The organism is Nonomuraea turkmeniaca (genome assembly GCF_005889735.1).
Taxonomy (GTDB): Bacteria; Actinomycetota; Actinomycetes; order Streptosporangiales; family Streptosporangiaceae; genus Nonomuraea; species Nonomuraea turkmeniaca.
In genome coordinates, this window is the sequence record NZ_VCKY01000017.1 from 43,777 (window position 1) to 55,710 (window position 11,934).

General features: G+C 70.6%; 11 protein-coding genes. 5 read left to right on the forward strand and 6 right to left on the reverse strand.

What is annotated here, in order from left to right; all coding sequences use genetic code 11:
- Positions 1 to 6: 6 nt before the first annotated feature.
- Positions 7 to 2,106: an ATP-binding protein gene (locus ETD86_RS07445; protein ID WP_138665358.1), complete on the reverse strand. Its 2,100-nt coding sequence runs from the start codon at positions 2,104 to 2,106 to the stop codon at positions 7 to 9.
- A gap of 245 nt (positions 2,107 to 2,351) precedes the next feature.
- Here ETD86_RS07445 and ETD86_RS07450 point away from each other — a divergent pair, with 245 nt between their 5' ends.
- On the forward strand, positions 2,352 to 2,801 hold the full coding sequence (locus tag ETD86_RS07450) for a GNAT family N-acetyltransferase (RefSeq protein WP_246147739.1): 450 nt from the start codon (positions 2,352 to 2,354) through the stop codon (positions 2,799 to 2,801).
- 50 nt (positions 2,802 to 2,851) lie between these two features.
- Positions 2,852 to 2,989 carry a hypothetical protein gene (locus ETD86_RS54895; protein WP_170222930.1) on the forward strand — a complete coding sequence of 46 codons (138 nt, stop codon included), beginning with the start codon at positions 2,852 to 2,854 and terminating at the stop codon, positions 2,987 to 2,989.
- On the opposite strand, the gene ETD86_RS07455 is transcribed toward ETD86_RS54895, so the two are convergent.
- The 3 genes from ETD86_RS07455 to ETD86_RS07465 all read right to left on the reverse strand — a co-directional run bounded on the left by ETD86_RS07455 (position 2,982) and on the right by ETD86_RS07465 (position 7,143).
- The gene (locus tag ETD86_RS07455; RefSeq protein WP_138665359.1) at positions 2,982 to 3,830 is read right to left on the reverse strand and encodes an ABC transporter permease; all 849 of its coding nucleotides are present in this window, start codon (positions 3,828 to 3,830) and stop codon (positions 2,982 to 2,984) included. The two genes, ETD86_RS54895 and ETD86_RS07455, sit on opposite strands and share 8 nt — an antisense overlap.
- Positions 3,827 to 6,622: an alpha/beta fold hydrolase gene (locus ETD86_RS07460; RefSeq protein WP_138665360.1), complete on the reverse strand. Its 2,796-nt coding sequence runs from the start codon at positions 6,620 to 6,622 to the stop codon at positions 3,827 to 3,829. Before ETD86_RS07460 ends, ETD86_RS07455 begins: the two co-directional genes overlap by 4 nt.
- Before the next feature lie 113 nt (positions 6,623 to 6,735).
- The gene (locus ETD86_RS07465; RefSeq protein ID WP_138665361.1) at positions 6,736 to 7,143 is read right to left on the reverse strand and encodes a PaaI family thioesterase; all 408 of its coding nucleotides are present in this window, start codon (positions 7,141 to 7,143) and stop codon (positions 6,736 to 6,738) included.
- A 313-nt stretch (positions 7,144 to 7,456) separates the two neighbouring features.
- Here ETD86_RS07465 and ETD86_RS07470 point away from each other — a divergent pair, with 313 nt between their 5' ends.
- Together ETD86_RS07470 and ETD86_RS07475 are read left to right on the forward strand one after the other, a co-directional pair.
- A complete protein-coding gene (locus ETD86_RS07470) occupies positions 7,457 to 8,251 on the forward strand; it encodes a class I SAM-dependent methyltransferase (protein ID WP_138665362.1) in 795 nt (264 codons plus the stop codon).
- Positions 8,252 to 8,298: 47 nt separating this feature from the next.
- Positions 8,299 to 9,477 (forward strand): hypothetical protein, encoded by a 1,179-nt coding sequence (locus ETD86_RS07475; RefSeq protein WP_246147741.1) that lies wholly within the window; start codon positions 8,299 to 8,301, stop codon positions 9,475 to 9,477.
- Here the strand turns inward: ETD86_RS07475 and ETD86_RS59030 are convergent.
- Together ETD86_RS59030 and ETD86_RS07485 are read right to left on the reverse strand one after the other, a co-directional pair.
- A complete protein-coding gene (locus tag ETD86_RS59030) occupies positions 9,435 to 10,466 on the reverse strand; it encodes a copper resistance D family protein (protein ID WP_138665363.1) in 1,032 nt (343 codons plus the stop codon). The genes ETD86_RS07475 and ETD86_RS59030 overlap by 43 nt on opposite strands.
- Positions 10,463 to 11,101, reverse strand: a complete 639-nt coding sequence (locus tag ETD86_RS07485; protein ID WP_246147743.1) for a copper resistance CopC family protein — start codon at positions 11,099 to 11,101, stop codon at positions 10,463 to 10,465. The genes ETD86_RS59030 and ETD86_RS07485 overlap by 4 nt, the downstream gene beginning before the upstream one ends.
- A 62-nt stretch (positions 11,102 to 11,163) precedes the next feature.
- On the opposite strand from ETD86_RS07485, the gene ETD86_RS07490 reads away from it, so the two are divergent.
- Positions 11,164 to 11,928, forward strand: coding sequence for a class I SAM-dependent methyltransferase (locus tag ETD86_RS07490; RefSeq protein WP_170222931.1), 765 nt, complete (start codon positions 11,164 to 11,166; stop codon positions 11,926 to 11,928).
- Positions 11,929 to 11,934 lie beyond the last annotated feature (6 nt).

Consider the following 11,934-nt stretch of genomic DNA (forward strand, 5'->3'; position numbering starts at 1 on the left):
GGGGAGTTAAGGGGTGTCGAACTCCTCCTGTGCAAGAGTGACCGCTTCGTCCAGGTCTAGTTTTGCACCCGCCTCAAACTCCAGTTTGTAGCCGTCCTCGCCGAGAGCCCTCTTGCACTCCAGGACGCATCGTTCGTGATCTGCCGTCAGGAAAGGAGCGCCCAGCATGGGCAGGCCGGAGGTACGCCAGTTCTGGTGCAGCGCCCCGAGCAGCCGGGAGGCGCGCTCGGTCTGGCCCAGAGACGAGTAGATCTTGGCGACGGTCTCGAGCACCATGAGCGTGCCGACGGTGTCGTGGAAGTGACGCTTGATCCGCAACCCCTCCAGGGCGGTGCGCAACGCCTCGTCCGCCCTGCCCATCGCCAGCATCGGCAGCGACAGCGCCCAGTGCGCGTACGAGCTCAGCCACAACTCGCCGCGCTCGCGGCAGACCTGGAGGCAGTCCTGCAGCAGCGACTCGGCCTCGTACAGCTCCTGTTGGGTGGTCAGGACGATGGACAGCTCCACGATGGCCGGGAGCAGCCCCGGGTTGAGCTCCTTGTTGTCGGTGTTGAACTCGATCGCCACGCCGAGCAGGGCGCTGGCCTTCTGGAGGTCGCCCTGCAACATCGCGGCCGTGCCCTGCATCTTCGAGGCCAGGATCACGGCCTTGGAGTCGCCCACCCGGACCGCTTCGGTGCTGCACTGCTCGGCCGCGACCTGTGCGCCCACGCTGTCGCCCTGGGCGCTCTTCACGTAGGACAGCACCCACAGCGCCTTGCATCGTTCCTTGCTCAGGTCGGGGTTGACCTCGAGCGCCCGCTCCAGATACAGGCGGCCTTCGCGGGCGAAGCCGCAGCACACCCACATGAACCACAACGACGACAGCAGGATCAGCGCCAGGATCTCCTTACCGGGCGTCTTGAGCGCATGCTCCAGCGCCACCCGCACGTTGTCGTGCTCCTGGCGCATGCGGACGAACCAGTAGATCTGCCGCGGTCCCGACCAGGCGTCCTCACTACGCTGGGCCAGGCTCAGGTAGTACTCCAGATGGCGCTGGCGCATCTGCCCCTTCTGGCCGAGCTTGTCCAGCCACTCGTCGCCGTAGTCCGCCAAGGTGTCGATCAGCTTGTATCTGACCCCGGCGTGGTGGCTCCTGATCATCAGGATCGACTTCTCGACCAGGCCCGTGACCAGGTCGGTGATCTGCTCGGCCGGCAGCCGCGCGTCCGAGCAGACGAAGCGGGCGGCGTCGAGCTCGAAGTCGTTCGCGAACACCGACAACCGCGCCCACAGCAGCCGCTCGGCCGGCTCGCACAGCTCGTGGCTCCAGCCGATGGCCGCGCGCAACGTCTGGTGCCGCGGCAGCGCCGTGCGGCTGGCGCCGGCGAGCAGGCTGAACCGGTCGGCCAGCAGGCCCAGGATCTGCTCCACCGACAACGCCCGCAGCCGCACCGCGGCCAGCTCGATCGCCAGCGGGATGCCGTCGAGCCGCCGGCACAGCTCGGCCACCGCGTTGATGTTGTCCTCGTCCAGGCGGAAGTCGGGCACACTCGCCCCGGCCCGGGCCGCGAACAGCTGTACGGACTCATTGACGAAATAGGTCTCCGCCGGGTCCTCGCCGGGCACCTGCAGCGGCGGGACGGGAACGACATGCTCGTACGGCAGGTTCAGTGACTGCCGGCTGGTGGCCATGACCTTGAGGTTGGGCGCCGCCTCGAGCAGCTCCTGCACCAGCTCCGCGGCCCCCTGCACGACGCGGTCGCACGTGTCGATGATGAGCAGCATGTCCCGCTCGCCCACCCACTCCGACAGCGTCTCGGACTCCGCGCGGGTCGACTGGTCGGCGATGCGCAGCGCGGAGGCGATGGTGTGCTTGACCATGCCCGTGTCCTGCAGCCGGGCGAGATCGGCGAACCAGACGCCGTCGGGATAGTGGGAGCGCACCTGGTGAGCCATCCGCAGCACTGTGCGCGACTTGCCCACACCCCCGATGCCCGTGACGGTCACCAGGCGTGACTCGCCGAGGTGTCGTTTGAGGTTGGCCAGGAGACGCGTCCGGCCGATGAAGCTCGTGAGCTCCGCCGGCAGATTGCCTTCTCGAGGCCGGCCTGTCGGGGTGGCCATGAGCAGCCTTCCGGGGGGTAGGTGACACCTGCTCCCGCATCGTACCGCCGCGACCGCGACATGTCCCTGGACCTGCGGACACGCCGGGTGTTGGTTTGTCCGTCTGGGTAGCATGTCAGCCGTGGAAGATTTCTACCCCGAGCAGACGGCGGACGACAGGGACCTGGGCTGGGGCGACGACCTCCCGGACGAGGACCCGGACGACTTCTTCGTGGAGAACCGGCCGCCGCATTGGGACTGACACGTTGAGCGGACACGCGGTGCGCCCCGCCACGCCGGCCGACTACGACGCCATGGCGGCCGTGGTCGACGAGTGGTGGGGCCGTCCCGTCATGGGCTCACTGCCCCGGCTCTTCCTCGACCACTTCCATCGCACGAGCCTGGTCGCGGAGGGGCCCGAGGGCATGGCGGGCTTCCTCGTCGGGTTCCTCTCGCCGTCGGCCGCGGACGAGGCGTACATCCATTTCGTCGGTGTCTCTCCCGCCGCACGGGGCGGGGGAGTGGCGCGGGCGATGTACGAGCGGTTCTTCGCCTTGGCCCGCGCCCACAACCGGCATCTGGTCAAGGCCATCACCTCGCCGGTCAACGAGGCGTCCATCGCCTTCCACCGGCGTATGGGCTTCACGGTGAGTGACCCGGTCCCGGACTACAACGGCCCTGGCACGCGCCTGGTCACCTTCGCCCGCGCCATCTGACAACCGTTCGGCTCACGAGAACAGACGAACGGACCCGCCAGGCCCCAGCCATGGTCTTGGTGGATGTCGACGCCCGCATGCCGGTGGCGTACGTGATGAACCAGATGACCGACGAACGCGCCCTGGGCATCGTCCTGGCCGCCTACGACGGCCTCCCCACGTCATCGGGACAGCGGGCGGCTAGCTGACCACGTCCTTGCGGCGGAAGCGCCGGAAGGCCACCGCGATCAAGATGGCCGCGTACGTGATCGACACCGAAGCTCCCTTGGCCATGCCGCTCCAGTCCAGCTCCGGCGCCAGGGCATCGACCCAGGCGTTGTTCCAGAACGTGGGCAGGAACTCGCGCAGCACCCCGAGCGCCTCGACCGCCTGCAGGATGTTGCAGACGATCCAGAGCCCGACCGCCCCGCCGACCGCGCCCAGCGGTGAGTCGGTGACGGTCGAGATGAAGAACGCCAGCGCCGCGACGACGAGCTGGCTGACCAGGGCGTACCCGATCACGATGCCGAAGCGCGGCAGCACGTCGAACGCCGGGATCGTCTCACCCGTGCCGGGCACCTGGATGTCGTTCCACCCGAAAGCCAGCGTGCCCGCCAGCAGCGCCATCAGCGGCAGGCAGATCACCGCCGCCGCCGAGTAGCCCAGCGCCACGACCAGCTTCTGCCGCAGCAGCCGGTCCCGGGGGATCGGGGCGGCCAGCAGATAACGCAGCGACGACCAGTTGGCCTCGCTGGCCACGGTGTCGCCGCAGAACAGGGCGACCGCCACCACCAGCAGGAAGGTCGCCGACACCGACAGGGCGAACGCCGCGAAGTTCAGTCCGCTCTCGGTCGCCAGGTCGGAGATGCGCAGCGACGCCTGCTGCGGCCCGCTGGACTGCGGCCCGAACTGGAACGCGATCACCAGGATCCACGGCAGCGCCAGCAGCAGCCCGAACATGACCATCGTCCGCCGCCGCTTGAACTGCCTGATGATCTCCACCCGCAGCGGCAGCGTGCGGCGGGGCGCGTAGCCCGGCGCGGCGGTCATGACTTGTCTCCAATGAGGTCGAGGAACACGTCTTCCAGCCGCAGTCCGTGCCCGTTGCCCGTGGAGGCCCCAGCGGACTCCGACGTGAGCAGCCGCGACACCGGCCCGGCGGAGACCAGCCGGCCGCGATGCATCACCACGACGTGGCTGCAGGTCTGCTCCACCTCGGCGAGCATGTGACTGGAGACGATCACGGTACGGCCGTCGCGCGCGTAGCGCTTGAGCACCTCGCGCATCTCCCTGATCTGGGGTGGGTCGAGACCGTTCGTGGGCTCGTCGAGCACGAGCAGGTCCGGCAGCCCCAGCATGGCCTGCGCGATCGCCAGTCGCTGCCGCATGCCCTGGGAGTAGGTGCGTACGGCACGTTCCAGCGCCTTGCCCAGGCCCGCGATCTCCAGCGCCTCGTCGAAGTGGGCGTCGGCGGCCGGGCGGCCGGTGGCGGCCCAGTAGAGCTCGATGTTGTCCCGGCCGGACAGGTGCGGCAGGAAACCGGGGCCCTCGACGAAGGACCCGAGCCTGGAGAGCACCGGCGCCCCGGGCGTCACGCGGTCGCCGAAGATCCGGATCTCGCCGTCGTCCGGCCGGATGAGCCCCATCATCATCCGCATCGTGGTCGTCTTGCCTGCGCCGTTCGGCCCGAGCAGGCCCAGCACCTGGCCCTGCTCGACCCGGAACGACAGCCCGTCGACGGCCAGCTCCCCGTTCCGGTACGCCTTCGTCAGCCCCCTGATCTCCAGCGGCACCGGCTTGCCGCCCTGCTCGGGCGAGGCATCGTGAGCGCTCTGTACGGCTGCCGCCGCGTCGTGCGCCGCGCCGTTGCCCGCCACCGTGGGCACGGCCCGGCGCCGCACCCTGGAACCCGCCGGGGCGAGGGACGAGGTGCGGCCGGTCGCCAGCAGGGCGGCGGCGATCACCACGGCGGCCAGCGGCATCGCCCACACCCACCACGCGACCCCGGACGGCGGCGCCGCGAGCGTGCGCACCGTCGGGACGGCCAGGGTGGGGGAGGCGAGCGACACCTGGTACGTGGCCGGCTCGGCGGCGGTCGCGAACCCCATGTCCGTCGTGGTCACCACCAGACGCAGCCGGTGACCGACGGCGAAGCGGTGGTCCACGGCGGGCAGGGTGATCGTGGCCTCCACGCTGCCCGCGCCCTCCGGGATCGTCACCCGGATCGGCGCCACCAGCCCGGCTGGCAAGGCCGGCGGCTGCATGTTGTCGGCCACGTCGTAGAGCTTCGCGAACAGCGTCGCCTCGCCCGTGCCGGTCACCTTGATCTTGGCGGTGGTGCTGCCCGTGAGCTGGAGCGGGGCCGTCAAAGGCCGCGACTCGAACGCGGCGCTCTGGCCGGGCATGTCGATCGACACTCCGGCGGTGTTCTGGCCGCCCAGCAGGCCGCCGATGCCCGGCACCGTCGAGAGGGAGGCGGGGGCGCCGCCGGGCGGGTTGACGACGCTCTGCTCCGGACCGCTCAGCTGCACGGTCGTGGTGTCGGTGCCCGCGAGGCCGGGGTAGGAGGCGGCTTCGGGGTGCAGGCGGATGCGCTGGCGGGTGCCCGGGTCGCGCCCGCCGTCGCGCGTCACCGTGAACGCGCTGACCGGCGGTGCCGTCTGAGCCGCGCCGTCGCCCTTCAGGTAGCGGGCGAACCAGGCGGAGGACTGCTCGAAGAGCCAGTCGGCCTCGCCGTTGCCGCCGTCGTGCCCGCCGTCGAACCACGCCAGGCTGACCGGGGTGCCGGCGGCGGCGATCGCCTTGGCGTTGGCGTCGGCGTGGCTGAGCGGGAACAACGAGTCGCGCTGGCCCTGCAGGAGCAGGGTGGGCGCCTTGATCTGGCCGGCCACGGTGATCGGGCTCGATTTGCGCAGCAGGGCGACGGCCTCCGGCGTGGCCTTACCGTCCTCGGCGACCTGCTGGTAGATGTCGCAGATCGCGGGCAGGAACCTGCCGCAGCGCGCCTGCTGCGGCGTGAGCGGCTCGGCCGCCTGCTGCTGCCCCTGGCCCTGCAGCGCGAAGCTCTCCAGCGAGACGCCCTGACCGAAGAAGATGCCTGCCCACATGCGCTTGAACACGCCGCTCTCAGGCTGGCCCAATCCGGCGCCCGCCGTCTCCTGGCCGGCGGCGGTGGACGACGTGCCGCCCGCCCCTTCGCCGGTGGAGGCCGCGGTCGCGGTCTCGCCGCCCTGGTCAGAGGCGCCGGTCCCCTGGCTCGCCGTGGTGGGCGCCGACGGGGTCTGGGTGGCCGCGTTGGGGAAGAGCGCGTCGGCCAGGTCGGACCAGGTGATCTGCGGCACGATCGCGTCGACCCGCTGGTCGTGGGCCGCCGTCATCAGGGCGATGGAGCCGCCGTACGAGCCGCCCACGATGCCCACGCGCGGGTCGCCCGAGGCGTCCAGCAGGACCTCTGGACGCTTGGCCAGCCAGTCGATCAGCTGCTTGACGTCCTTGACCTCGTAGTCCGGCGAGTTGAGCGCGATCTCGCCGGTCGAGCGGCCGAAGCCGCGCGCCGACCAGGTCAGCACCGCGTAGCCGTCCTGTGCGACACGGATCGCCTGCTGCCTCACGCTCTGCTTGCTGCCGCCGAAACCGTGGCCGATCAGCACGGCAGGGGCCTTCCCGCCCCCTGGTGGCGGGAAGAACGTCGTATCGAGCTCCACCCGTTGGTCGTCGGATGGTCCATCGACGACGGTTATCTTCTGGTCCTGGGCCCGCACCTTCGGAGCCGACGGCCACACCAGCCACGTCGTCACCCCGATGAGTGCGAGTGCCGCCACCAGCGCGGCCACACGCTTCATGACGAGGAGCCTACTTTCCGCACCTGAGAGATCCCTGAGACGGCGGGCACCGCCGGATCGCCCGCGTGCTGCAAGATGCCGTTGAGCTGCGCAATCACGGAGATCAAAGAATCTCAGCCGAGGATGGCGTAGACCGTCGTGGCCTGGGCGGCCGCCTCCGCGCCGCCCTCGGCCGTGAGTGTGATCTCCGAGAAGGCCAGCGTGCGGCCCAGTTTCGTGATGCGGACGTCGATCAGCACGTCCTTGCCCACCACCGGCCGCTGGAACGTCGTGGACTGCTGAACCGTGGTCATCGGCACGAACCCGCCACGAGCCGCGGAGATGGCGAGCGCCGTGGCCGTGTCGGCGGCCGCCATCATCGCCTGACCGGACAACCCGCCACCCTCTCGGGCCAGGTCGTCGGACCATGGCAGCCGCACGACCGTATGGCGCTCGCCCACCTCCTCCACCCGGAGTCCGAGCCGCTGGATCCAGGGGGCGAAGTAGTCCTGGAGTATCGCCTCTACGTCTTCGGGAGTCACGCGCTCATCATGCACGCCCGACCGCCCGGGCGAGGCGCGTGGAAACGGTCCGACCGCTTGGACATCGCCCGCGCCCCGAACGACCACGTCAGCTTCGGCTTCGGTCCGCACTTCTGCCTGAGTGCCCACCTGGCTCGCGCCCAGTTCCGCGCGATCTTCAAGGAGCTGCTCTCCTGGGACGTCGAGCTCGCGGGCACGCCACGCCGCCTGACGTCCAACTTCCAGAACGGGCGCGAACACCTCCCCGTACGGCTGCGACCCCGGCAAAAAACCGGAGGCGCCCCGATCCACGCCTCCTCTACGATCACCCGCCATGGACTACCTGGAGACGAACAGGGCCAACTGGAACGCACGCGTCCCCCTCCACGTCAGCAGCGACTTCTACGACGTCGACGGCTTCAGGACGAGCGGCCGGAGCGTGGTGAGGCCGTTCGAGGTGGCGGAGATGGGCGAGGTGTCCGGCCGTAGCCTGGCGCATCTGCAGTGCCACATCGGCCTCGACACGCTCTCCTGGGCCAGGCTCGGCGCCGAAGTGACCGGGCTCGACTTCTCGGCCGCCGCGATCCGGCAGGCCAGGGAGATCGCGGCCGGCTGCGGCATCCGGGCCAGGTTCGTCACCGCCGACGTGTACGACGCGGCCGAGGCGCTCGGCGAGACGTACGACATCGTCTACACCGGCATCGGCGCCCTCGTGTGGCTGCCCGACCTCACCCGGTGGGCCGAAGCGGTCGCCGCGCTGCTCAACCCGGGCGGATTCCTTTACCTCGCCGAATTCCACCCGTTCGCCGACATCCTGGACGACAAGACCGGCACCACGGTCACCCACGACTACTTCGCCCGCGGCCCGCACGTCTGGGAGGAGCCGTACACCTACACCGGCGGCGAGCTGACCGAGCACCGCACCTCCGTGCAGTTCCAGCACGGCATCGGCGAGGTCGTCAGCGCGGTGGCGGGGGCCGGCCTGCGGGTGGAGTTCGTGCACGAGCACGACCACACGCTCTTCCGCCGCTTCGCCACCCTGTCCGACGACGGCACCGGCTACCGCCTGCCGGAAGGGGCGCCCAAGATCCCTCTGATGTACTCGTTGCGAGCGGCCGCCCCCGCATGACGCGGGGGCGCGTAGCGACCCCGGCGATGACCGTAAGATTCCTTCCCGTGAAGTCTCCAGCATCTTTCAAGAAGGCCGCGGACTGGGCCCTGCCGTACTGGACCAGAGGCCCGGCGGGGCGTGAGACGCCGCAGGATCTGTTCAGGGTGCTCTACCTCGGCTGGCTGGCGGCGTTCACGCTCAAGGTGCTCGGCTCGGCCTGGGACGTCTCGTGGCACTTCAAGTGGCTGCGCGACGACCTCGCCCCGCCGCACCTGCTCAACTCCGCCGGCACGGTCCTCGCCCTCGCGCTGACGATCATCCACGGCTACACCGGCTACGGCGTCGACAAGGCGGCGCTCAGGACGATCCAGTGGGGCACCGGGATCTTCCTCGTCGCGGTCCCGCTCGACCTGATCAACCACCGCGTCAACGGGCTCGACATCACTTCGTGGAGCCCGTCGCACATCATGTTGTATGTTGGAACGTTCTTCATGATCGCCGGCGTGATCCGCGGCTGGTTCATAGGGGCGCGGCCGGGCCGGGAACGCACGGTCGTGCTGGGCGCGTTCTTCGCGTTCTTCCTGGAGAACGTGCATTTCCCCGAGCAGCACCAGGAATACGGGATCCTGTCGATCGGCGCCTGGGACAACAAGGCCGTCTACGCCGAGCAGATCCTGCTCCAGTTCGCCGCCGACCAGATGGGGCGGCCGGTGGACCGGACGATGATGACCGGGTTCGCCCTGCCCGTCCCGGACTTCCTCTACCCGGTCTACGCGGTGGTGGCCGGGCTGTCGGTGCTGGTGGTGGCGCGGTTACTGATCGGCAGATTCGGCGCGGCCACCCTCGTCGCCGCCGGTTACGTGGGGTTCAGGACGCTGATCTGGCCGCTGCTGACGTTCACCGGGTTCCCGCCGTCGGCGGTGCCGTTCTTCCTGGTCGTGGCCGGGCTGCTGGTGGACGTCGCGTTCCTGGTGCGGATGCCGGCGGCGCGCGCCGTGCTGGGGGCCGCCGGCGCCACCGCCGCCGCCTACGGCACGCTGGTGGCGCAGAGCACGATCATGGGCCCGGTGTACGGCGCCATCAAGGGCCAGGAGGGGCTGCTGGGCGCGCCGCCCCTGGCCACGTCGTCCGCCCTCTGGGCAGGGCTGGGCCTGCTGGCCGTCTGGCTGGCCGTCGAGTGGCTCGCCGGGAAACGCGACCTTCAGCCGATCGAGGCCCGCGTGATCGCCACCGCCACCCCGTAGGCCAGGCCCATCACGGCCACCTCGGCCGCCGCCCACCCCACCAGGGCGGTGGCCCGCCCCTGGCGTACGGCGGGCAGCAGACGGAAGCGGATGTGCGCGGCCAGCGGCACCAGCGACGCCATCAGCAGCGTCTTGACCACGAGCAGCACCCCGTATGGGCTGGTCACGATCGCGCCGGGCAATGTCACGCCCGGCGTCAGCGCCATCGTGCCCAGCCCGGTGATCAGACCCGACAGGCCCACCATGAGCAGGCACACCGTCGCCATCCTGGAGAACTTCGGCAGGACCACGGCCAGGAGCTCCCTGTGCGGCGCCACGAACACGGCCGTCGCCACCAGCCCGCCCGTCCACGCCGCCGCGCCTATCACGTGGATCTCCATCGAGACCATGAGGGGGTCGTGCCAGACGGAGTTGACGGCGTGCCCGGTGACCGGGATCGGCAGCAGCCCGAACAACGCCACGATCACCCGCAGCTCGGCCGGCACCTTCTCGCCGAACCGCACCGCCATCAGCCCGATGCCGGCCGCCGCCAACGCGCACGCCGCGCTGAACAGCAGCCCCTGACCCGTGCCGACGTCGCTGACATACGCGGCGATCATCCCGAACGTCGGCACGCCGCCGGGGTTCAGCTCGGCCGCCTGGAACACGATCGTCAGCAACGCGCAGATCGCCCACGCCCAGGCGGCCGTCACGGCCAGCTGCCGCACCCTGATCAGCACCGGTTCCGTACGCTCGGGATCGTCGAACCCGAGCAGCTTGGGCAGCAGACTCAGCCCGACCACCGCCACCGCGGCCACGTCCAGCAGCACCCGCACGATCGGCAGCCCGGCGGACACGATGGGGCTCGGCATGGGGATGCCGGGCACCGGCTCCTGACCCGTGAACGAGCTCGCCGCCACGGCCGCGACCACCGCGCACACACCGAACGCGCCGGCCACGAGCCGCCCGCCGACGCGCTGCCGGGGGAGCGGCGGAGCGCTGACCGTCACGACCGCGTCCTTTCATCCCCGGGCACATGGACGTCGGCCGCCGCGCCGAGTCCGCCGGCCGGGGCGGAGCGGCGGAGGGCCACGGCCGTGCCGGCGGCCAGCACCAGCAGCGCGCCCACGATCCACACCACCGCCATCCCGGCCCCGCCGTTCGCCGCCGCCTCGGCGGCCTCCGCGCTGGAGCCTTGGGCGGTCTCCCCGGCGGCGGCTCCGGGGGCATCGGCACCCGGCCGACCGGCCGCGACCCCGGAGGCGTCTGCGGCCAGCCCGAAGGTGATCTTCCCGGTCACCGGATGTCCGTCGGCCGACAGGATGCGGTACCCCACCACGTACGACCCCCCGGCCCGCAACGGCTTGACCTTCACCGACACCCGCTCGGCGGCGACCACGGCCGCCCCGTCGGCCCACGACGACCCGTCCGCCCCCGTCACCCCCACCTGCGCGTACCCTTGCCGCACCGCCTGGTCGAACACCAGCGTCACCCGCTCGGGCGAGGCCGACAGCGTGGCCCCGTCCTTGGGATCGCTGCCGATCAGCACGTTGTGTGCCTGCGCCGCCGGCGGGAGGACCCCCACCGCGGCGCAAGCGAGCAGCAGGACCGTAAGTAGCCGCCTCAAAACCTCGAAGCCTTCCATCGAACGAACATCCGAACGTCAAGGACATAGGACATGTCCCGAACCCGTATATGGTCCCACTCATGAAGGACCTGTTCGGCGGCGCGGCGCCGTACTACGCCAGATACCGGCCGGACCACGGCGACCAGGCCATCGACCACCTGGCCACCACGTTCGGCCGGGGCAGCAGCGTGCTCGACCTCGGCTGCGGCCCGGGAACGGTGGCGATCCCGCTGGCCCGCCACGTCCGCGAGGTCACGGCCGTCGACCCGGACGAGGAGATGCTGGCGGAGGGCAGGCAGCTGGCCGCGAATGTCCCCAACATCCGCTGGTTGCGCGGCGACTCCACGATGCTGCGCACGTTCCCGCCGTTCGACCACGTCGTCATGGGGAGGTCGTTCCACTGGATGGACCGCCGCACGGTGCTGGCCGAGCTGGACGAGCTGCTCCCGCCCGACGGCGTCGTGGCGCTCATCGGCCCCGGCCGCCACGGCGCCGAGGAGCCGGGGGAATCAGCGATGCAGCGCGTACGCGAGGAGTTCGCCATGGGCCCGATGACGGCCACGAACTCCTTCCAGGCGACCGGCGAGCACCACCAGGACGTGCTGGCGACCTCGCCCTTCTCCGACCTGGACTCGACCCTGTACGAACGCCGTCTCACCTACGACTTGGACGCCGTCATCGGGCTGCAGCTGTCCTACTCCTACACCGCCCCGGCCCGCCTCGGCGACCGGCTGGAGGCGTTCGTCCAGGCGGCCAGGAGCGCGTTGCTGGCGAGCAACCCCTCGGGCAGGTGGGAGCACGTGACGGTGACCGAGGTCCTGATCGCCCGGCGCGCCCCCGCCTGAGGCCGG